The organism is Streptomyces sp. NPDC048436 (genome assembly GCF_043200355.1).
Taxonomy (GTDB): Bacteria; Actinomycetota; Actinomycetes; order Streptomycetales; family Streptomycetaceae; genus Streptomyces.
In genome coordinates this window covers 614,220-636,713 of record NZ_JBICXP010000002.1, presented here as the reverse complement: position 1 = coordinate 636,713, position 22,494 = coordinate 614,220, and the positions used below count along the sequence as shown (strand labels likewise).

The window sequence follows — 22,494 nt, the reverse complement described above, 5'->3', positions numbered from 1 at the left end:
TGGACATGTGGTTACCATTGGTGACCACATGAGGCTAGGTAACCGCCTCTGCCCTTGCCAAGAAGGCACTTCTCCGACAGGTGGTGAGCCCGAGGTGACCCCTCCCACGGCGGGAACCCGCGGTGATCTCTTCGACCCCGACTGCCCGACCCGTCGGCTCCTGGACCGCATCGGTACGAAGTGGACGTCGATGGCGGTCAAGGTCCTGGCCGAGGCGGATCCGCACGAGATCCGCTTCGCCGAGCTGCGGCGTCGTATGCCGGGCGTCTCGCAGAAGATGCTGTCCACGACTCTGCAGGGCATGGTGCTCGACGGCCTGGTCGCCCGCAGGGTGGAGCCGACGGTGCCGCCCAGGGTGCACTACCGGCTGACCGGCCTGGGGCTCTCCCTGGAGGAGCCGCTCGCCGTGGTCAGGGCGTGGGCGGAGGAGCACATGGCGGAGATCGACCGCGCCCGGGAGCGCGGCCGCGTCTGAACCGGAGCCGTCTGAGCCACCGTCAGGGAATGCGCGCCACCGCCGGGTAGATCCCGCTGTCCTCCGCGTCCGGCCGCACGGTGTCCTTGAACCACTCCGGGGCGGTGACACGCTCGGCCAGCTCCGGGTACAGGTCGGACGCGGCGTGCGAGAGCACCAGGTGGCTGCCGGACGGCAGGGCGTCGATCAGCGGTGCATCTGCGGTCATGACGTACTCCGTTGCTGCTGAGAGACGCTTGCGCCGCCGCAGCCTCCCACAGCAACGCGGCTCTGCCACGTGCGAGGCCGGGCCGGGGGCGGGAGAGCGAGGGCAAGCGCTTTCGCGCGGGGCGGCGGGTGATGAATCAGTCACACCGCCTGCGGCCGAGGCATGCTGATCGCGCCATTCGTTATGTCGGCCCAACCGTCACTGGCGTCATCTGCCGCCTCTTCCGTTTGTTCGCGAGGGGCTTGGAGAACCTTCGGGAAATCCTTTGGCTTCTGCGCCCCCGGCAATGTCGTGGGTGTTTCCCTTCGATATGGAACAGGGAAGTCCGTTCACGCGTCGAGTGGCGTGTTCGCGACGGTTATTCGACATCAATGAGTCAAATAACGCTGGTGGTTGATTTTCAGATATGGCAGAGTATTCAAGCAAGTGGCCGAACAAGTCAAAAGGCTGGATCCGGCTGACCATCCGGCCGCTCAGGGATCAGCCGTCAGGCGCGGGGGAGAAGTCGGCGCATGAACTTGGTGGACCGTGGGGAAGAATTTTCGATCATGGATGGCATGCTCGAAGCCTCTATGGCGGGGCATGGCGGAGTGCTATTGGTAAGCGGCGCGGTGGCCAGCGGGAAAACCGCACTGCTGCGTGCTTTCGGTGAACGCGCAACAGCTGCGGGGGCGTTGACCTTGCAGGCCACAGCTTCAGAGGCGGAGAGTGATCTACCCCTTGGTGTCATGGGGCAGTTACTGCTCGGCGCGGATCTGTCGGGGGCCGACGTCAAACGGGCGGCGCACCTGGTGGACCTCATGGCGGTGGCCGCGCAGATACGGCGGGCCGAGGGAGTACTGCCCGCCGTCGTGATGAATGAGATTCCCAAGCTCTGCGGGATAGTCCTGGAACAGTCCAGGGAAAGGCCGGTGGTGCTCAGCATCGACGACGTGCACCATGCCGACGGCCACTCCCTGGAATGCGTCCTGTACCTGGCCCGCCGTCTCGACGCCAGCCGCATTCTGGTGGTCCTGGGAGAGAACAGCGGATTTCTGGCCGGAAATACGCGATTACATGTCGACCTGCTGCGCCTGCCGGGCTGCCGCAATATCAGGCTCGGACCACTGGAGCGGCACGGAGTGGCCGAAATGATCTCCGGATTCGGTGAACCGGGGTGGGGGACGCGCCAACTCGTCTCGGAACTCCACCGCACGGGCGGCGGGAACCCGCTCCTCACGCGCGCCCTGATCGAGGATCACCGCGCGTCGCGGGCCCTGCCCGAGGACCACCTCGCTTCGGGCGGCAGGAACGGCTCCGCCGGGCTCGTGCCGGGCGAAGCCTTCGCGCAGGCCGTCAGCACGGGCCTGTACCGCAGCGATCTGTCGACGCGGCGCACCGCTTGGGCGCTGGCCGTGGTCGGTCAGGACGTGCCGCTCGCCGAGTTGGTGGAGATCCTGGGAACCAGCCGGGAGGCGGTCCACCGCAGCCTGCGCGCCCTGAACGACGCGGGACTGCTCGACTCCGGCTGGTTCCGCCACGAAGCGGGCCGTTCCGCGGCCTTGCGGAGCATGGAGCCCGCACACCGCGCCCGCCTCGAGGCCCGCGTCGCCCAAGTGCTGCACGAGCACGGCGAGGCGGCGACCGTGGTGGTGCAGCATCTGATCGCGGCCGAGCCCATCGACGCCCCCTGGGCGCTGAGCACCCTCCTGGAGGCCGCCGACCGCGCACTGGCCGACGACGAGGTCGCCCTCGCGCTCACCTGCCTGCGGGCGGCCCGCGACACCTGCACCGACGCCCAGCAGTCCGTGGCGATCAGGGCGGCGCTCACGCGGGCCGGCTGGCGGGTCAACCCGGCCACCGCCGCCCGGCATCTGCCCGAGCTCACCGCCGCCGCACTCGACGGCAGCCTCGGCAGCCGGCAGACCGTCGAACTCGTCGGACACCTGCTCTGGTTCGGGCACATGGACGCGGCCCTCGAAGTACTCGCCGACGCCGAACAGCGCGCCGAACAGAACGCCGGACAGAACCCCGAACAGAAGGGCGCCCACACCGCGATCGCCGGGCAGCCCGAGCCCGAGGCCTCGCTCCGGCTCGACTGCGTCCGCTCCTGGATGGCGTACGAATATCCGGGACTCCCCGGCTCCGTCGACGCACGACACGGCGACGTCGAGCGGTGCGCCAAGACACCCGCGCGCAGTCCCCATCACCGCGCGGCCACCCTCATGAAGGCGGTCCTGGGCGGGGCGGACGAGGACGTGGTCGTCCGGGCGGAACAGATCCTGCAGAGCACCCGCCTGGACGACGGCACCCTGACGGCGCTCGTCGTCGCCCTCAACTCCCTTGTCCTCGCGGACCGTCTGGACACGGCGGCCCTCTGGTGCGAGACCCTGGCCAAGGAAGCCACCGAGCGCCGCGCACCCATGTGGCAGGCGCTCCTGTCGGCGGTCAAGGCACGCGTCGAACTCAGGCTCGGCGGACTCGCCGCGGCCGAGGAGTCGGCGCGTCTTGCCCTCGCACTCGTCCCACCGGAGGGCTGGGGCGCGGCCATCGCCTCGCCGGTCGCCACCTCCGTGTACGCCAAGACCGCCATGGGCCGGCTCGACGAGGCGGCGGCCCAACTGGGCGTCCCGATACCGGAGACGGCGCTGCGCACCCCCGACGGACTGCTCTACCTGCGGGCGCGCGGTCAGCACTACCTCGCCGCCGGGCGCCCCTATGCCGCGCTCGACGACTTCCACGCCTGCGGCGACCTCATGACCCGCTGGGAGTTCGACCTGCCCGCGCTGATCCCGTGGCGGACCGACGCGGCCGAGGCCCATCTGCTGCTCGGGGACGACGACCGGGCCCGGACGCTGGCGCGGGAGCAACTGGCCCTGACCGAAGGGGAAAGCGCCGGACACGCCTGGACGCGGGGTGTCTCGCTGCGAGTGCTCGCGAGCGCGCTCCACCCCGGGCGCCGGCTTCCGCTCCTGGGCGAAGCCATCGACATCCTGCGGGAGCGCGGCCACCGGGTGGAGCTGGCCCGGGCCACGGACGAACTGGCGCGTGCCCACCGCGAGCTCGGCAACGGCGGGCAGGCCCGTGCTCTTGCCCGCAAGGCGCAGCAGCTGGGGCGGGAGTGCGGTGTGCCCGTCCTCAGGGCGTCGCCGCCGGTGGACTCCGGCAACACCCTGACCGACGAGCAGCCGTGGCCCTCCAAAGCTCGCCGCAAGACGGCCGAACTCAGCGACGCGGAACTGCGCGTGGCGACGCTCGCCGCCCACGACTACACCAACCGGCAGATCGCCGACAAGCTGTTCATCACGGTCAGCACCGTCGAACAGCATCTGACCCGCGCCTACCGCAAACTCGCCGTCCAGCGCCGCGCGGACCTGGCGGCCAAGCTCAGCCCCGTGCCTGTCCCCGTCGTCGGCTCCGGCAGGAGGCAGGTACACCGCGAAGGGCACCGCGAGAGGCACGAGGACGGTGACGAGTGCGACCGTCTGCGGGTCGTGTAGAGAGTGCGGGAGGTGCAGGTCGCCGCGCGAGTTGGTGACCACGGCCTGCGTCTCCTCTCCCCGGAACACGTGCGGAGCTTCCCCGTACGCTTCCGGTTCTACGCGGCGGCCGGTCACACTGCGGTCCGCGAATCTGTGACCGGACGATCCACCACCGCGGCGGTACGCTTCCGGGAACAGCGGGTCGAGGACGAGGGCACGCCGACGGGGGGCCGTCACCGGAGCTGTGACCGGTGTGTGACGTGGGATCGGGCAACGTGGTGCCGCATGATCAGCCGCTGCCGAGCCGTCCCCCGCCACCCCATTCCTCCGCTTGTGACGTGCCGTACGAGGGGTGGGCGATGAGGGTATTGGTGGTCGAGGACCACGCCGAGCTCGCGCATTCGGTGGCGCGGGTGCTCCGCCGCGAGGGAATGGCAGTCGACGTCGTCTACGACGGCTCCGACGCCCTGGAACGCACGACGGTCGTCGACTACGACGTGGTCGTGCTCGACCGGGACCTCCCCGGCGTCCACGGCGACCAGGTCTGCACCGCGCTGGCCGCCCAGCCCGTGCACGCCCGGGTGCTGATGCTCACCGCGTCCGGCACGATCGCCCACCGGGTGGAGGGCTTCAGCCTCGGCGCTGACGACTACCTCCCCAAGCCCTTCGCGTACGCCGAACTCGTCGCCCGCATCCGCGCGCTCGCCAGACGCTCCCAGCCCGCGCTGCCGCCGATCCTGGTCCAGGGCGACCTGCGCCTTGACCCCGCGCAGCGGATCGCGTCCCGGGCCGGAGTACGTCTGGCGCTGACTCCCAAGGAATTCGCGGTACTTGAATACCTGCTCGCCGCCCAGGGACGGGTGGTGTCGGCGGAGGAACTCCTGGAACGCGTGTGGGACGAGGCCGCCGATCCCTTCACCACGACCGTCAAGGCGACCATCAACCGCCTGCGCCCGAAGCTCGGCGACCCGCCCGTGATCGAGACCGTCCCCCGCGGCGGCTACCGGATGTGAGATGCCCATGCGCCTGCCCACGCTCGTCGCCCTGTCGCCGGCGTTCGCCCGCCGCCTGCTGCCCGGGCGGGTACGCGTCCGCCTGACCCTCCTCTACGGAGTGCTGTTCGTGGCCTCCGGCGTGGTCCTGCTCGCCATCACCAACCTCCTCGTCGCCCGCTCCCCGGCCAACCTCGTCCTGGTCAAGGACCGGGCCGGCGAGCCCGTTCTGGCGCCGGACGCCGACGGCCGTCTCTACCTCGGCTATCCCGAGGCCAACTCCTCCGTCCACCTCAACGACATCACCCAGCAGCTGCGCGAGCAGGCGCTGCGCCAGCACGAGGTGGAGATGGACCACCTCCTTGTCCAGTCGGGCATCGCCCTGGCGATCATGGCCGTACTCTCGATCGCGCTCGGCTGGCTGATCGCCGGGCGGGTGCTGCATCCGCTGCGCACGATGACGGGCACCATCCAGCGCATCTCGGCGCGCAACATGCACGAGCGGCTCGCCGTCATCGGCCCCGCCGACGAGCTGAAGGACCTGGCCGACACCGTGGACGGGCTCCTCGGCCGCCTGGAGACGGCCCTCGACTCCCACAAACGGTTCGTCGCCAACGCCGCACACGAGCTGCGTACGCCGCTGACCCTGGAGCACGCGCTCCTTGAGGAGTCCCTGATCGATCGGGACGCCACCCGTGAGTCGTTCCGGTCGAACTTCGAACGGCTCCTGGACATCAGCAAACAGCAGGCGCGCCTCCTGGAGTCCCTCCTCACCCTGTCCAGCAGCGAACGCGGCCTCGACCACCGCGAGCCGTTCGACCTCGGTGACATCGCCGAGGAGATCGTGGAGGTCTCGCGACCGGAGACCAGGCGCCGGGGACTGCGCGTCGAGACCACGATCGGGCCCGCCGTTGCTTCGGGCGACTCGGCGCTCGTCGAACGCCTGGTGGCCAACCTCATCGACAACGCGACGGACTACAACACCCCGGGCGGGCACGTGGAGATCACCACCCGCACCGAAGCCGGACGCGCCGTCGTCCGCGTGGCCAACACCGGGCCCGAGGTGCCGCCGGAGCAGGTGGAGCGGCTCTTCGAACCCTTCCAGCGGCTCGGCCGCGTCGCGGGCGACGGCCACCATGGTCTCGGCCTCTCGATCGTCCGCGCCATCGCCACCGCCCACGACGCCGTGATCGCCGCCCACGCCCGCCCGGGCGGCGGCCTCGTGGTGGAGATCTCCTTCCCGCCGCGCACCGACCCGCTCCAACAGCCGCCCGGCATTGCGCAGTTGGACGATGCGTCCACCATCCGCTGAGAGGCGCCCCCGGGCTCCTACCGTTGTGGCGTATCGAGCAACGGGAGGAAACCCCATGGTGGTGGTGATGGCCCCCGGGGCCACGCAGCAGGACGTGGACGCGGTCGTCGAACTGGTGCGGGCGGCGGGCGGTGACGCGTTCGTCAGCCGCGGCGTGACCCGCACCATCGTCGGCCTGGTGGGGGACGTGGACGCGTTCGACGCCCTCAATCTGTCCAATCGCCGCGGTGTCCTGGACGTCGTACGGATCTCGGCGCCGTACAAGCTGGTCAGCCGGGAGCACCACCCCGACCGGTCCGTGATCAGGGTCGGCGGCGTGCCCATCGGGCCCGACACCTTGACCGTGATCGCGGGGCCGTGCGCGGTGGAGACCCACGAACAGACCCTGGCCGCAGCGCACATGGCCAAGGCGGCGGGCGCGGCCCTGCTGCGCGGCGGGGCGTTCAAGCCGCGCACCTCCCCGTACGCCTACCAGGGGCTCGGCGAGGCGGGGCTGCGGATCCTCGCCGACGTCAGGGACGAGACGGGACTGCCGGTGGTCACCGAGGTCATCGACCCGGCCACGGTCGAAGTGGCCGCCCCCTACGCGGACATGCTGCAGATCGGCACCCGCAATATGCACAACTTCGCGCTCCTGAAGGCGGTCGGTGTCGCCGGGCGGCCCGTCCTCCTCAAGCGCGGCTTCGGCGCGACCATCGAGGAGTGGCTGATGGCGGCGGAGTACATCGCGCAGCGCGGCAACCTCGACATCGTGCTCTGCGAGCGCGGCATCCGTACGTTCGAGACCGCCACCCGCAACACCCTGGACATCAGCGCCGTGCCGGTGGTGCAGCGCCTCTCCCATCTGCCGGTGATCGTCGACCCCTCGCACTCGGGCGGCAGGCGCGACCTTGTCGTTCCCCTCACCCGCGCCGCCCTGGCCGTCGGCGCGGACGGCGTCATGATCGACGTACACCCCGACCCGAAGACGGCGCTCTGTGACGGCGATCAGGCCCTGACCCGGTCCGAGATCGGGGAGCTCGCGGACATCGCCGCCGTCCTTTCACCGCTGATGGGCCGCACGCTCACGCGGCCCGCGTCCCGGGCAGGCCTTGGCACGCGATAGGGGTGAATAGGGGTTTCCAGCCCTAGATCCATTCTGCTAGTGAGGGGTACCAGGCCACAAAGCACGTTGTTAGGGTGAGCGTGGCTCGGCCGACGGGATTCTGATCCTCATTCAGGACCGGAACAGAAATCCCGCAGGGGGGATAGTGACACCGGGCGCGGGTGTTGTCGTTCTGCGATTCGACGACAGAAGTGCGGTTCGGACGCACCGCGGATATCGCGGTGATTATTTCTGCGTGCCTCGGTCCTCGCGGGAGGGGACCGGGAACGCGGGTTTCCGAGCGTGCGTCACCTTTCACCCCATGGCCGGCTCTCCCGGATGCGGCGCAGATTATGACCGGCGGGCGGTCATGCGCGCCCGGGCGACACCAGATCACTAGGGGGAGTTGAGTTGGCAATACCTGGGCATGCGCAGATCGACCCACTTATGGTCGTCGAGGTCGAGATCAATTCGCTGTCGACGGCCGACTCACCGCGAATCTCCGGAGTGGACCAGGAGCACGTGGAAGCGCTGGCAGTGGTGCAGAGCCCGCTGCCGCCCATCACCGTGCACCGATCGACCATGCGGGTCATCGACGGCCTGCACCGCTTACGGGCCGCCGAAATCCGAGGGCATCGCAAGATCGCGGTGAAGTTCTTCGACGGGGACACGGCCGACGCCTTCGTCCTGGCCGTCGAGTCCAACGTCACGCACGGTCTGCCGCTGACCACGGCGGACCGCAAGAGCGCCGCCGGGCGCATCATCGCCTCCCACCCGCAGTGGTCGGACCGGATGATCGCCTCGGTCAGCGGAATCGCTCCGGGCACCGTCGCGGAGATCCGCAGACGGACCCCGGCCGAACGGGCCGGCGAAGCGAGCAGGATCGGCCACGACGGCCGGGTGCGCCCGGTCAACGGCACCGAGGGGCGCAGGGTGGCCAGCGAACTCATCGCACAGAACCCCCAGCTGTCGCTGCGTCAGGTCGCGCGGGTCGCGTCCATATCGCCGGAGACGGTCAGGGACGTACGCAACAGGATGATGCGCGGCGAGGACCCGCTCCCGCAGCGCGGCAAACGCGGCGGCGAAGGCCTCACGAGCGCCCCGCGGAGCGGCACGGGACCCACCATCGTGCCCGACCGTGACACTGTCCAGGACCGCACCGCTGTCCTCAAACGCCTCAACGCGGATCCGGCGCTGCGTTTCAGCGAGACCGGCCGCACGCTGCTGCGGCTGCTCAACATCCACACGATCAGCGCCGACGAGTGGGACGAGATCATCGACAAGGCGCCGCCGCACTGCGGGCGGATCGTGGCCTACCTGGCCAACGAGTGCGCGGAGATGTGGGCGGAAGTCGCGGTACGAGTCCAGCGCAAGGTCGCCGAGACGGCGTAGGCCAGCCGGGGCGTCCAAGTGAGCAGACTGCCCGGTTGGACGCCGATTCCGTATTCCCTGAAGATTTCCGCCTCTGGTTTTCCGCGCCGGGTATTTCTCTGCCCAATTACGGGCCTGGTGGGCAGGAATGCAGAAAGGTATCGTCCTGCGAGTGGGAGAACGGCGTGTGAGTAAACCGCGTTTCATTCCAGTGAGCCCCGTCACGTAATGCAGAGGCAGGAGGATTCCGTCGCGTGTTGATCACCCAAGGACCTGGTGGACCTACCGTCGGAGGGCCGCAATCCGGGGCCCAGAAGCAACCGTTGCGGCCGGGCACGGTGCACCGAGCGATGTCCTACATGAAGTCGCACAAGCCCGCGCTCGCCTTTCTGCTGCTGACCACGGTGGTGGATTCCCTCGTCATCGTCTCGACGCCCTTGCTGCTGAAAAAGATCATCGATGACGGAATACTCAAGGACGACATGGGGGTCATCACGGCCGTCGCCCTGATCGTCGCCGGACTCGCTCTGCTCGACGCGGTGACGCAGCTCGTGCAGAGCTATTTCTCCGGCCGCATCGGGCAGGGCGTCAGCCACGATCTGCGGGTCGAGGCGTTCAAGCACGTGCAGCGGCAGCCGATGGCGTTCTTCACCCGGACCCAGACCGGCCTGCTCGCCAGCCGCCTCAACGGCGACGTCATGCTGGCCCAGCAGGCCCTCACCACGATGCTGATCTCCGCGACCAGCGTGCTGACCGTGCTCATGGTCCTCGCCGAGATGTTCTATCTGTCCTGGATCATCAGCCTGATCGCCATCGCCATGCTTCCCCTGTTCATCGTGCCGGGCATCTACGTGGGCCGGCGCCTCCAGCACTACTCCCGGGCGCAGATGCAGGCCAACGGCGAACTGGGCGGCATCATCAACGAGCGCTTCAACGTGGGCGGAGCGATGCTCGCCAAGCTCTTCGGCCGCCCGCGCGAGGAGGCCGAGGCGTTCGAGGCCCGGGCAGGAGAGGTGCGCCAGGTCGGTGTGATCTGGACCGTCTACAGCAGGCTCTCGTTCATCTTCATGGCCCTGCTCGCCTCACTCGCGACGGCCCTCGTCTACGGCGTCGGCGGCGGCCTGGTCCTCAACGACGTGTTCCGCATCGGCACACTTGTGGCACTGGCAGCGCTCCTCGGCCGGCTCTACGGGCCCATCACGCAGCTGTCCAGCCTGCAGTCCAACGCACTCACCGCGATGGTCAGCTTCGACCGGATCTTCGAGGTCCTCGACCTGAAGCCCCTCATCGAGGAACGGCCCAACCCCGTTGCCCTCACCGCGCCGGGCGCAGGCCCCGCACCGGAGATCGAGTTCGACCAGGTGTCGTTCAGGTACCCGCGCGCCAGCGAGGTGTCACTCGCCTCACTGGAGTCCAACGCGCTGTCCGCGGCCGAACGCGCCAAGGAGACGGCGGAGGTGCTGCACGAAATGACCTTCCGCGTCCCCGCGGGCAAACTCACGGCTCTCGTCGGCCCGTCGGGCGGCGGCAAGACCACCACGACCCATCTGGTGTCCCGTCTCTACGACCCGACGTCGGGAAGTGTCCGCATCGACGGCCACGACCTCCGCGACGTCAGCCTCGACTCGCTGCGCGACATCGTCGGCGTGGTCAGCCAGGACGCGCACTTCTACCACGACACGATCCGCGTGAACCTGTCCTACGCACGCCCCGACGCCACGCAGTTCGACCTGCTCAAGGCCTGCGACGCGGCCCAGATCGGGGACTTGGTCCGCTCGCTCCCGAGCGGCCTCGACACCGTGGTGGGCGACCGCGGATACCGGCTGTCCGGCGGCGAGAAGCAACGCCTCGCCCTGGCCCGGCTGCTCCTGAAGGCGCCGTCCATCGTGGTGCTCGACGAAGCCACCGCGCACCTGGACTCCGAGTCCGAAGCGGCCATCCAGCGGGCCCTGACCACCGCGTTACGGGACCGGACCTCCCTGGTGATCGCCCACCGTCTGTCCACGATCCGCGAGGCGGACCAGATCCTCGTCATCGACGAGGGCGTGGTGCGCGAAAGCGGGACACACGAGGAACTCCTGGCGGCAGGAGGGCTCTATGCCGAGCTCTACCACACCCAGTTCAACCGCCCCAGCACCAACGGAGCGGCCCGCCCTGAAATCCGCAAGGAACCGGCGCTGCAGCCGGTCCTCGGCGGCGGTGGCGAGTACATCCTGCAGCTCGGTGGCGAGCCGGACGAGCGCTGAGCGCCCGCCAGAGGCCTGAAGGGGGAAGTGGTGGATTCGTCGGTGGTGGCGGAGCTGATCGCCGCACAGGTGCGATCAGCGCCTGACGCGGTGGCGGTCGAGGGTGAACGGACGCTCTCGTACGGGGAGTTGTGGGCGGAGTCGGGGCGGTGGGCGGCGTATTTGTCTGACTTGGGTGTGGGTCGTGGTGATCGTGTCGCGGTGGTGATGGAGCGGTCCTGTGACTTGCCCGCGTTGCTTCTTGGGGTGTGGCGGTCGGGTGCCGCGTATGTGCCGGTGGATGCGGGTTGGCCGGTGGAGCGGGTGGCGTTTGTCTTGGAGGATGCGGCTCCGGTGGTGGTTTTGTGCTCTGTGGAGTGCCGGGGTGTGGTGCCGGAGGGCGTTGCCGTGCGGGTGGTGGATGACCCGCGGGTGTGGGAGACGGCTGGCCTGGGTGTAGAGCAGCCGGTGGCTTCGCAGGATGTGGCGTACGTGATGTACACGTCCGGTTCGACGGGGGCGCCCAAGGGCGTTGCTGTGCCGCATGGGAGCGTTGCGGCGCTGGTGGGGGAGTCCGGCTGGGCGGTTGGCCCGGGCGACGCGGTTCTGATGCATGCCCCGCACGCCTTCGACGTGTCGCTCTACGAGATGTGGGTGCCGCTGGCCGCCGGCGCCCGCGTGGTGATCGCCGGACCCGGCATGGTGGACGGTCGCCGGATCCGCGCCCACGTGAAAGGCGGCGTCACCGCGCTGCACCTGACCGCCGGTTCGTTCCGCGTCGCGGCCGAGGAGTCCCCGGACTGCTTCAGCGGATTACGTGAGGTGCTCACCGGCGGCGACGTGGTCCCGCCCGCCTCGGTGTCCCGCGTCCGCGAGGCGTGCCCGGACGTGACCGTCCGCCACATGTACGGGCCGACGGAGACGACGCTCTGCGCGACCTGGCATGTGCTGAGGCCGGGCGACGAGGCGCGACCCGTACTTCCGATCGGGCGCCCGCTGTCCCGCCGTCAGGCCCTTGTCCTCGACGCGGCGCTGCGGCCCCTGCCGACCGGGACGGTCGGGGAGCTGTACGTGGCGGGACCGAGCCTGGCACAGGGCTACTGGAGGCGGCCCGCCCTGACCGCGGAGCGCTTCGTGGCCAGCCCGTACACGCCCGGAAAGCTGATGTACCGCACCGGAGACCTGGTGCGCGAGACCGACTCCGGAGAGCTCCTCTTCGTCGGCCGCGCGGACGCCCAGGTCAAGGTCCGTGGCTACCGCGTGGAGTTGGGTGAGGTGGAGGCGGCTCTGGCCGCCCACCCCGCCGTGGCTCAGGCGGTCGTCGTCGCCCGCGAGGACCGGCAGGGCGAGCGCCGTCTGGTCGGCTATGTGGTGCCGGACGGCACGGCGCCGGATCCCGAAGACGTCCGTGCGTACGTTGCCCGGACCCTGCCCGAGTACATGGTCCCCGCCGCCGTACTCACCCTGGACACCCTCCCCGTCACCCGCAACGGCAAGGTCGACCGCGACGCCCTGCCCGCCCCCGACTTCGCCGCCGGAGTCACCGGCCGCGCACCACGCACCCGGACCGAAGCGACCCTGTGCGCGCTCATGGCGGAACTGCTCGGCCTGGAGGGTTTTGGCGCTGAGGACAGCTTCTTCGAGCTGGGCGGCGACTCCATCATGTCGATGCAACTGGCCGCGCGCGCCCGCCGCGTGAACGTCTTCTTCAGTGCCGAGGACGTCTTCGAGCACGGAACACCCGCTGCCCTGGCCGTCGTCGCCCGGCTGGGCGACGACAAGGAAACAACCGTCCGGGACCGCTTCGCCGGTTCGCTCATGGGCGACCTCCGGGAGGACGAAGCCGACCGGTTGCGGGCCGACGTGCCCGGCATGGTCGACGTATGGCCGCTGTCGCCGCTGCAAGAGGGGATCCTCTTCCACGCCACCTTCGACGACGACGGGCCGGACGTGTACGCGAGCCAGCGGACGCTCGCTCTGGACGGCGCCCTCGACGTGGACCGGCTGCGGGCGTCCTGGGAGACGCTGCTCGCCCGGCACGGCGTGCTGCGGGCGAGCTTCCATCAGCGCCACTCCGGTCAGGCGGTGCAAGTCATCGCGGCCCGGGCGGAGTTGCCCTGGCGCGAGGTGGACCTGTCTGAGCTGCCGGACGATGACGTGGCCGCCGAGGTGGCGCGCCTCGCCCGGAGCGAGCGGGCCGAGCGCTTCGATCTGGGGAAGGCACCGCTGTTGCGGCTGCTCCTGATACGGCTCGCCGCGGGCCGGCACCGCCAGATCGTCACCGTCCATCACTCGCTGGTGGACGGCTGGTCCACCGACGTGGTCTTCGCGGAGCTGTCCGATGTGTACGCGGCCGGAGGCGACGGCCGGACGCTGCCGGCGACGACGTCCTACCGCAAGTACCTGGCGTGGCTCGACCGACAGGACAAGGACGCGGCGCGCGAGGCCTGGCGTGCGGAGTTCGCCGGTGCGGACGAACCGACGCTGCTTGTGCCGGAGGGCACGGCCGGAGCGGGCCGGGAGCAGGTCGTCCCGGAGCCGGTGCCCTTCGAGCTCACCGAGGAACTCACGCGTGGTGTGGGCGAGTTGGCGCGCACCCAAGGGGTGACCGTGAACACGGTCGTGCAGGGTGCGTGGGCGCAGGTCCTTGCCCGGCTCGTGGGACGTACGGACGTGGTGTTCGGTACGCCGGTCGCGGGCAGGCCCGCGGACCTCCCGGGGGTCGAGTCGGCGGTCGGTCTGTTCCTCAACACCGTGCCCGTACGGGTACCTCTGTCGGCGGAGCAGTCGGTTGCCGAGATGCTCACGAGCCTGCGTGACCGGCAGGTCGCGTTGATGCCGCGGCAGCACCTGGGACTGCGCGACATCCGCCAACTGGGCGGCGCTGGAACGGTGTTCGACACGCTCGTGGTGTTCGAGAACCTTCCCCGGACGCCCGAGGGGAGCGGCGATGAGACCTATGGCGGGAGCGCCGACCTGGCCATCCGCACCGTCGGTGAGCCCGAGGACCGGGGTCACTATCCCCTGGCGTTGATCGTGGTCCCGGACGCCCGGCTGCGGGGGCTTCTCGTGCACCGCCCGGACGTGGTCACGCGCGAGCGGGCCGATGCCGTGCTCTCCTCGCTGATCCGCGTACTCGAACAGATGGTGGCGGACCCTTCGGCGCCGGTAGGGCGGCTCGACACGCTCCCCGCGAACGAGCGCGCGCCCGTGGTGCGGGAGTGGAACGCGTCGGCGGCGGAAGAGCCGGCTGCGACGGCACCGGAGCTCTTCGCCGCCCAGGCCGCGGCCACGCCGACCGCCGTAGCGGTGGTGGACGGGCAGCGGTCCCTCACCTATGGCGAACTCGCAGCCGAAGCCGGGCTCCTGGCCCGGTACTTGACGGACAGGGGAGTGGGTCCGGAGACGCGGGTGGCCGTCATGGCGGACCGCTCTGCGGAACTGGTCACCGCCCTCCTCGCGGTGTCGATGGCGGGCGGCGTCTACGTCCCCGTGGACCCCGGGCTGCCCCCGGCACGGATCGGCGTGCTCCTCGACGACGTGGCCCCGCCGGTCCTTCTCTGCGTGCAGGAGACCCGGGGGGCGGTGCCGGAGGGCTTCGCGGGTCAACTCGTCGTCATAGACTGCCCGGTGGGTGCCGAGGCGCACTCCGGGAGGCCGATCGAGACGGCGGGGCGGCTCCGGTCGCTGACCGCGGCCAACGTGGCGTACGTGATCTACACGTCCGGGTCGACAGGAACCCCCAAGGGCGCACTCGTCACCCACCGGGGCCTGCGCAACCTCGTGGCCGACCGCATCGAGCGGTACCGGATCGACGCGGACAGCGCGGTGCTCCAACTCGTCTCGCCGAGCTTCGACGTCTCCATGTCGGACATCTGGCCGGTGCTGTGCGCGGGAGGCCGCCTTGTCCTCGCGCCGCCGGCGCGGCGGCACGCGACCGGCGAGGAACTGGTCCACCTCATGCGCACGCGACGCGTGACCCACGTCGCGATGACACCGACCCTCCTCGCGCAGCTGCCTCCACAGGAGCTGCCCGCTCTGCGCGTCCTGGTGATCGGCGGCGAACCCGTCTCCGACGAGCTGCGCGGGCAGTGGTCGGCGAACCGCGAGATCTACAGCGAGTACGGAGTCACCGAGGCCACCGTCGCCTCCACGGTGAGCCGACCGCTGGGCGAGCACGACGAGCCGTCGATCGGCCGCGCGGTGGCCAACACCGTGACCCACGTCCTGGACGCGTTCCTCCAGCCGGTGCCCGCGGGCACGGTGGGCGAGCTGTATCTCGCGGGCGCGGGCCTGGCGCGCGGCTACCTGCGGCGCACCGGCCTCACGGCGCGTCGCTTCGTGGCCTGCCCGTTCACCCGCGGCGAGCGGATGTACCGGACCGGCGACCTGGTACGCAGGACAGGCACCGGCGACCTCGTGTACGCGGGCAGGGCCGACGCGCAGGTGAAGGTGCGCGGCTTCCGGGTGGAGCTGGGCGAGATCGAAGCGGCGCTCGCCGGACATCCCGCCGTCGAGCGGGCCGTGGTCATCCTCAGGCAGGACCGGCGGGGGGAACGCCGCCTGGTCGGCTATGTGGTGGGCCATGCGGTGGGCGCCGAAGCACGGGCCCACGCCCAACCTCGTACCCAAGGCCACATCCCTGCCCGTGGCCGCGTCGGCACGCCGACCCTTGACGGGCAGTCCATACGCGCCCACGCCGCCAAGTCCCTGCCCGAGCACATGGTGCCCGCAGCCGTGCTCACCCTCGACGCGCTCCCCATCACCCCGAACGGCAAGGTCGATGTCCCCGCGCTGCCCGCGCCGGACTTCGCCGAGCAGGTAGCGGGCCGGGCGCCGGAAGGCGAGGCGGAGCAAATCCTGTGCGCGCTGTTCGCCGAGGTCCTCGGCCTTGAGCGGGTCGGCGCCGACGACAACTTCTTCCGGCTCGGCGGGGATTCCATCAGCTCGATGCAACTGGTGAGCCGCGCCCGCCGGGCAGGCGCGTTCTTCAGCGCCCAGGACGTCTTCGAACACGCGTCACCCGAGGGCCTCGCCCAGGTGGCCAGGCTCGGCGCCGGGCGGGCGGCAGGACCGGACGTCGGCGAGGGCGAAGTAGCCCGGACGCCGGTGATGCGGGCACTGGGCGCGCGGGCCCTCGGCGGCGGATTCACACAGTGGGTGGTGCTGGGAACGCCCGCGGGACTCGACGGCGAAGCCCTGGCGGCAGGCGTGGGCGCCGTACTCGACACGCACGACATGCTGCGCGCCCGTGCCGTCCCGGACGGCGACAGCGGGCCCCGCCTCGTGGTGGGCGAACGCGGCTCCGTGGACGCGGCCCGCGTGATCACCCGCGTCGACGCGGCAGAGGCAGAGGCAGCGGCGTCGGTGTCGGTGTCGGCGTCGGCGGGGAGCTTGGACAGCTTGGCATCCCGCCTCGCGCGGGAGGCGGGCCTGCGCCTCGACCCCTTCGCCGGGGTGATGGTCCAGGCGGTGTGGCTGGACGCGGGCCCGTGGCGCGTGGGCCGACTGGTGCTCGTGGTGCACCACTTGGCGGTCGACGGCGTCTCGTGGCGGATCCTGGCCCCTGACCTGCGCGCGGCGTGCGAAGCGGCGGCCACGGGACAGGAGCCGAAGCTCGACCCGGCAGGAACGTCCTTCAGGCGCTGGTCGAAGCTCCTCGTCGAGGAGGCGATCGGCACGGAGCGCGCTGCGGAACTCGACCACTGGACCGCCCTGCTCGGCGACCACCCGGAACCGCCGCTCGGCACCCGCGCCCTCGACCCGGCGCGGGACACCGCGGCAGGCATGCGCCACCGCACCTGGACGGTCCCGGCCCGGCAGGCTGCCACACTCGCGGGACCGACACCGGCGCTCTTCCACTGCGGCGTGCACGAGGTACTGCTCGCCACGCTGGCCGGAGCGGTAGTCCAAGGACGGCGACACGCCGCCGACGGAACGGTCCTGATCGACGTCGAGGGACACGGACGCAAGCCGGTCGGCGATGCCGATCTGCTGCGCACGGTGGGCTGGTTCACCAGCGTCCACCCCGTCCGCATCGACCTGTCCGGCATTGACCTGTCCGGCATCGACGCGTCGGAGGCGGCAGCCGGCGGACCGGCCATCGGCACGCTCCTCAAGGCGGTCAAGGAGCAGGCGCGGGCGGTGCCGGGCGACACGCTCGGCTACGGACTGCTGCGCCATCTGAACCCCGAGACGGGCCCGGTGCTCGCCGCGCTGCCGAGCCCGCAGATCAGCTTCAACTACATGGGCCGCTTCCCCGCGGGCGGAGCGACAGGCGCCGTCGGGCCGTGGGAAATGGCCGGCGACGAGGCGATAGGAAGCTCCACCGACGATGCCATGCCCGCCACGCACACCCTTGAGGCCGGCGCGACCGTCCGCGACACCGCCGAAGGACCTGAACTGACCGTCTCGCTGAGCTGGCACGGCGCGATCCTCGACGAGGCAGCGGCGGAACGCGTCGGCCGCCACTGGCTCGACCTGCTCGCGGGCCTGGCCGCACACACCACAGACCCGGCGGCGGGCGGTCACACCCCGTCCGACTTCCCCCTCGTCGAGCTCGCCCAGGACGAGGTCGAGCAGTTCGAAGCGATGGCAGCAGAGCTCGAAGGAGGGCGTTCGCTGTGAGGTCTTCTCCAACTCCCGCCAAGGGTTCGGCATCCGCCGCCGGTCATCCCGCATCCGCCGCCCAGCGGCCGACAGCCACCCCCAGGGGCTCGGCCCTCGCCGAGGTCTGGCCGCTCTCGCCCCTCCAGCAAGGCCTCCTCTTCCACGCCGACTTCAACGGCCAGGGACCCGACGTCTACACCGTCCAGAACGTGCTGGCGGTCGAAGGACCCATGGACGCGGACCGCTTCCGGGCCTCCTGGGAGGCGCTCCTCGCCCGGCACGCGGCGCTGCGCGCGAGTTTCCAGCGTCGAAAGACGGGTGAGGCCGTGCAGCTCATCACGCGCGAGGTCGTCCTGCCGTGGAGCGAGGCCGACGTCTCGCACCTCACCGAGGAGGAGGCGACGGCCGAGGCGGAACGCCTGGCCGCGCACGAACGCGCACGCAGGATCGATCCGGCGGTGGCGCCGCTGATGCGCCTGCTTCTGATCCGCCGCGGTGAGCGCCGCCACCTCCTGGTGATGACGAGCCACCACCTCCTCATGGACGGCTGGTCGGCGCCGGTCCTGCTCGACGAACTCTCCGCGATCTACGCGGCCGGCGGCGACGCCTCGGGCCTGAAACCCGTGACCTCCTTCCGGGAGTACTTGTCCTGGCTGTCCCGCCAGGACAAGGAGGCAGCCCGGGCCGCCTGGAAGACGGAGCTGTCCGGAGCCGAGGAACCGACGCACATCGCCGCCCCCGCTCCCGCCTCCACCGGTTCGGCACGCGGCGAGAGCCCCCAGAGTTCCCAGAGCCCCCAGAGCTCCCAGAGCTCTCAGAGCCTCCCGAGGAAACGCTTCGCCCACCTCACCGAGGAGAAGACCGGGGCGCTCGCGGAACTCGCCCGCGCCAACGGCCTGACGGTGAACACCGTCGTGCAGGGCGCGTGGGCGCTGGTCCTCGCACGCCTCGCCGGGCGTACGGATGTGGTGTTCGGCGCGACGGTGGCGGGCCGCCCTCCGGAGCTGCCGGGTGCCGACTCGATGATCGGCCTGTTCATCAACACGCTGCCGGTACGCGTGCGCCTCGACGGCTCGCAGCCGCTGCTCGACATGGTCCGGGACCTACAGGACCGCCGGTCCGCGCTCCTGCCCCACCAGCACCTGGGCCTCTCGGAAATCCAGCAACTCGCCGGTCCCGGCGCCGTGTTCGACACGCTCCTGGTGTACGAGAACTACCCCCGTCCGCCCGGAGAGGCCCCGGCACCTGACGCGCTCTCCTTCACCACGGTGGAATCACGCCAAGCGACGCACTATCCGCTCTCGGTGGGCATCGCCCCCGGCGAGCGGCTCCAGGTAAACGTGACGTACCAGCCCGATCTCGTCGACGAAGCCGTGGGCGAGGCGGTGGGTGGCCTGCTGGTACGGGTGCTGGAACGGGTGGTGGCTGACCCGTCGGTGCCGGTGGGACGGATCGGTGTGGTGAGCGCGGCACCTGAGCGCGAGGTGATGGCATCTCCGGTGGGTGAGGTGGTGCCGGGGTTGATCGCGGGGCGGGTTGCCTCTTCGCCGGGTGCGGTGGCGGTGGGGGGTGAACGGGCTTTGTCGTATGGGGAGTTGTGGTCGGAGTCGGGTCGCTGGGCCGCGTATCTCTCGGGTATGGGTGTGGGGCGGGGTGATCGTGTCGCGGTGGTGATGGAGCGGTCGGTCGACTTGGTGGTGGTGTTGTTGGGGGTGTGGCGGGCTGGGGCTGCGTATGTGCCGGTGGATGTGGGCTGGCCGGTGGATCGGGTGGCTTTTGTGCTGGGGGATGCGGGTCCGTCGGTGGTGGTGTGCACGTCGGAGACACGCAGTGTGGTGCCGGAGGGCGTTGTTGGCGTGCGGGTGGTGGATGATCCGGACGTGCGGGCGGCGGTGGCGGCCTGCGACGGCTTGAACCGTCAGGTCGGTGCGGACGACGTGGCGTACGTGATGTACACCTCCGGATCGACAGGCGCACCCAAGGGCGTGGCCGTGTCGCACGGGAGTGTGGCCGCGCTGGTGGGGGAGCGGGGCTGGGCGGTTGGCCCGGACGACGCGGTCCTGATGCACGCCCCGCACGCCTTCGACGTGTCGCTCTTCGAGCTGTGGGTGCCGCTGGCCGCCGGTGGCCGGGTCGTGATCGCCGAACCGGGTGTGGTCGATGCCCAGCAGATGCGTGGGCATGTGCGGGACGGTGTCACGGCCGTGCACGTGACCGCGGGTTCGTTCCGGGTGCTCGTGGAGGAGTCCCCGGAGTGCTTCACCGGGTTGCGTGAGGTGCTGACGGGTGGCGATGTGGTTCCGGTCGGTTCGGTGGCGCGGCTGCGGAAGGTGTGCCCCGATGTCACGGTCCGTCATATGTACGGGCCGACCGAGACGACCCTGTGTGCGACCTGGCATGTGTTGAAGCCGGGCGATGAGTTGGGCCCCGTACTGCCGATCGGGAAGCCGTTGCCGGGGCGTCGGGCGCTTGTCCTGGACGCGTTCCTCCAACCCCTGCCGCCCGGCGTTACCGGCGAACTCTATGTAGCTGGCGTGGAGTTGGCGCACGGTTACTGGTGCGGTCCGGGCTTGACCGCTGAGCGTTTCGTGGCGTGCCCGGACGCGCCGGGGGAGCGGATGTATCGCACCGGCGACCTCGTGCGTCTGACCCCGGACGGCGATCTGCTCTTCGTTGGCCGTGCGGACGCCCAGGCCAAGATCCGGGGCTTCCGGGTGGAGTTGGGCGAGGTGGAGGCGGCCCTGGTCGCGCACCCGGCCGTGGCTCAGGCGGTGGTCGTCGCCCGTGAGGACGGTCCGGGTGAGCGCCGTCTGATCGGCTACGTCGTACCGGACGTCAAGACGCTTGACGCCCAGCTCGTCCGCGACGACGTGGCCGCGAACCTGCCCGAATACATGGTGCCCACCGTCCTCGTCGCCCTGGATGCCCTGCCGGTCACGCGCAACGGCAAGGTCGACCGCGCGGCCCTGCCCGCACCCGACTTCGCGGACCGCGTGTCGGACCGTGAACCTCGGACCGAGGCCGAGGAGACGCTCTGCCGTCTCTTCGCCGAGGTACTCGGCCTGGAGCGGGTCGGCGTCGAGGACAGCTTCTTCGAGCTGGGCGGCGACTCGATCATGTCGATGCAACTGGCCGCCCGGGCCCGCCGCGCCGACCTCCTCTTCAAGGCACAGGACGTCTTCGAGCACGAGACGCCCGCCGGGCTCGCGCTCGTTGGCCTGCTCCCGGAAGCGGCGTCCGCGGCGCCGGACTCGGGTGTGGGCGAGGCGCCCTGGACGCCCGTGATGCGGGAGCTGGGTACGCGGGCGATCAGGCCGAGGTTCGCGCAGTGGACGATCATCGGGGCCCCGCCGAGGCTCGAACGGAGCGTCCTCGTAGCCGCGTTGAGCGCGGTCGTGGACACACATGACGTACTCCGCTCCACCGTGGTCAGCGATCAGGCCGGGCCCCGGTTCCTCATCCGCGAGCAGGGCTCCGTGGACGCCGGGGCGCTGGTCACCCGCGTGAACGCCACCTACGCCGTGGCCGGCACCCTGGACGACATCGCGGACGAGGCGGCACAGGAGGCCGCGGAACGCCTCGATCCGTCAGCGGGAGTGATGTTCCAGGTGGCCTGGGTGGACGCCGGGCCGGGCCGCCCGGGCCGCATCGCCCTGGTGGCACACCACTTGGCGGTCGACGGAGTCTCGTGGCGGATCCTGGTCCCGGACCTGAGGGCCGCGTGCGAGGCCGTCGCGGCCGGCCGGGTCCCGGAACTCGACCCGGTGGACACGTCGTTCAGGCGCTGGTCGAGGCTGCTGGTCGAGCAGGCCACAGGCGAGACCAGGGTCGCCGAACTCGCGCAGTGGGCCGCGCTGCTGGGGCGGGACGAACAGCCGCTCGGCGCAAGGGAGTTGGATCCTGCCCGCGACACCGCCGCCACCGTGCGCCGCCGTTCGTGGACCGTGCCGGCACGGCATACGGACACGCTGGCGAACCGGACGCCGACGGTCTTCCACTGCGGTGTGCACGAGGTACTCCTCTCGGCCCTGGCCGGAGCGGTCGCCCACTGGCGGCAGGAGGCCTCCCCCGCGGTCCTGCTGGACGTGGAAGGGCATGGCAGGGCGCCCGGCGAGGGGCCGGCAGGGGTGGATCTGTCGCGCACCGTGGGCTGGTTCACCAGCGTCCACCCGGTCCGTCTCGACCTCGGAGCCATCGAGGTCGGCCAGGTGCCGACCGGCGGCCGGGCGGCCGGAGCACTGCTGAAGACCGTCAAGGAGCAGGCACGCGCGATACCCGGCGACGGGCTCGGCTTCGGACTCCTGCGTCACCTCAACCCCGCCACCGCATCCGTTCTGGCGGCCTTGCCGAGGCCCCAGATCGGCTTCAACTATCTGGGCCGGTTCACGGCGGACGCGGCGAACGGCGTGATCGGCGGCTCGCTCGACCCGGACATGCCCGCCACTCACGCCATCGAGGCCGGCGCCGTCATCGTCGATACGGCCCACGGCCCCACGCTGACCCTCACGCTGAGCTGGGCAGCCGGACTGCTTGACGAGGCGGCGACCGAACGCCTCGGCCTGCTCTGGACGGACATGCTCGGCGGCCTCGCCGCCCACACCGCCGATCCGGACGCGGGCGGACACACCTCGTCCGACTTCCCGCTCCTCGACCTCGCACAGGACGAAGTCGACGAGCTCGAAGCCGGTTTCGCCGACGACATCTCGTAGACGTCCAGGCACCCGGACACCGTGACCTGAACCCGCCCGAGGCAATTC

9 protein-coding genes and 1 pseudogene are annotated in these 22,494 nt (G+C 70.6%); 9 read left to right on the top strand and 1 reads right to left on the bottom strand.

Going from position 1 to position 22,494, the window contains the following annotated elements:
* Nucleotides 1-94 precede the first annotated feature (94 nt).
* The gene (locus ACGFX9_RS09310; RefSeq protein WP_393467176.1) at nucleotides 95-475 is read left to right on the top strand and encodes a winged helix-turn-helix transcriptional regulator; all 381 of its coding nucleotides are present in this window, start codon (nucleotides 95-97) and stop codon (nucleotides 473-475) included.
* Between the two features lie 22 nt (nucleotides 476-497).
* Here ACGFX9_RS09310 and ACGFX9_RS09305 read toward each other — a convergent pair.
* Nucleotides 498-665 (bottom strand): annotated as a pseudogene (locus ACGFX9_RS09305) (SAM-dependent methyltransferase); the annotation flags it as partial.
* Between the two features lie 530 nt (nucleotides 666-1,195).
* Here ACGFX9_RS09305 and ACGFX9_RS09300 point away from each other — a divergent pair.
* The 8 genes from ACGFX9_RS09300 to ACGFX9_RS09265 all read left to right on the top strand — a co-directional run bounded on the left by ACGFX9_RS09300 (nucleotide 1,196) and on the right by ACGFX9_RS09265 (nucleotide 22,446).
* Nucleotides 1,196-4,162 (top strand): AAA family ATPase, encoded by a 2,967-nt coding sequence (locus tag ACGFX9_RS09300; protein ID WP_393467174.1) that lies wholly within the window; start codon nucleotides 1,196-1,198, stop codon nucleotides 4,160-4,162.
* Between the two features lie 341 nt (nucleotides 4,163-4,503).
* Nucleotides 4,504-5,157, top strand: a complete 654-nt coding sequence (locus ACGFX9_RS09295) for a response regulator transcription factor (protein ID WP_393467171.1) — start codon at nucleotides 4,504-4,506, stop codon at nucleotides 5,155-5,157.
* 7 nt (nucleotides 5,158-5,164) lie between these two features.
* Nucleotides 5,165-6,448 (top strand): sensor histidine kinase, encoded by a 1,284-nt coding sequence (locus tag ACGFX9_RS09290; RefSeq protein ID WP_393467168.1) that lies wholly within the window; start codon nucleotides 5,165-5,167, stop codon nucleotides 6,446-6,448.
* A 55-nt stretch (nucleotides 6,449-6,503) separates the two neighbouring features.
* Nucleotides 6,504-7,553, top strand: coding sequence for a 3-deoxy-7-phosphoheptulonate synthase (gene aroF / locus ACGFX9_RS09285; protein WP_393467166.1), 1,050 nt, complete (start codon nucleotides 6,504-6,506; stop codon nucleotides 7,551-7,553).
* Nucleotides 7,554-7,943: 390 nt separating this feature from the next.
* The gene (locus ACGFX9_RS09280) at nucleotides 7,944-8,924 is read left to right on the top strand and encodes a ParB N-terminal domain-containing protein (protein WP_393467163.1); all 981 of its coding nucleotides are present in this window, start codon (nucleotides 7,944-7,946) and stop codon (nucleotides 8,922-8,924) included.
* Between the two features lie 329 nt (nucleotides 8,925-9,253).
* Nucleotides 9,254-11,149 (top strand): ABC transporter ATP-binding protein, encoded by a 1,896-nt coding sequence (locus ACGFX9_RS09275; RefSeq protein WP_393467159.1) that lies wholly within the window; start codon nucleotides 9,254-9,256, stop codon nucleotides 11,147-11,149.
* 27 nt (nucleotides 11,150-11,176) lie between these two features.
* Nucleotides 11,177-17,755 (top strand): amino acid adenylation domain-containing protein, encoded by a 6,579-nt coding sequence (locus tag ACGFX9_RS09270; RefSeq protein WP_393467156.1) that lies wholly within the window; start codon nucleotides 11,177-11,179, stop codon nucleotides 17,753-17,755.
* Nucleotides 17,752-22,446 carry an amino acid adenylation domain-containing protein gene (locus tag ACGFX9_RS09265; RefSeq protein ID WP_393467153.1) on the top strand — a complete coding sequence of 1,565 codons (4,695 nt, stop codon included), beginning with the start codon at nucleotides 17,752-17,754 and terminating at the stop codon, nucleotides 22,444-22,446. Before ACGFX9_RS09270 ends, ACGFX9_RS09265 begins: the two co-directional genes overlap by 4 nt.
* The last annotated feature ends 48 nt before the right edge of the window (nucleotides 22,447-22,494 follow it).

What these genes read in the sequence shown, in the direction of transcription:
- ACGFX9_RS09300 (WP_393467174.1), top strand. Translation starts at nt 1,196, where the DNA reads ATGAACTTGGTGGACCGTGGGGAAGAATTTTCGATCATGGATGGCATG.
- ACGFX9_RS09295 (WP_393467171.1), top strand. Translation starts at nt 4,504, where the DNA reads ATGAGGGTATTGGTGGTCGAGGACCACGCCGAGCTCGCGCATTCGGTG.
- ACGFX9_RS09290 (WP_393467168.1), top strand. Translation starts at nt 5,165, where the DNA reads ATGCGCCTGCCCACGCTCGTCGCCCTGTCGCCGGCGTTCGCCCGCCGC.
- aroF (WP_393467166.1), top strand. Translation starts at nt 6,504, where the DNA reads ATGGTGGTGGTGATGGCCCCCGGGGCCACGCAGCAGGACGTGGACGCG.
- ACGFX9_RS09275 (WP_393467159.1), top strand. Translation starts at nt 9,254, where the DNA reads ATGTCCTACATGAAGTCGCACAAGCCCGCGCTCGCCTTTCTGCTGCTG.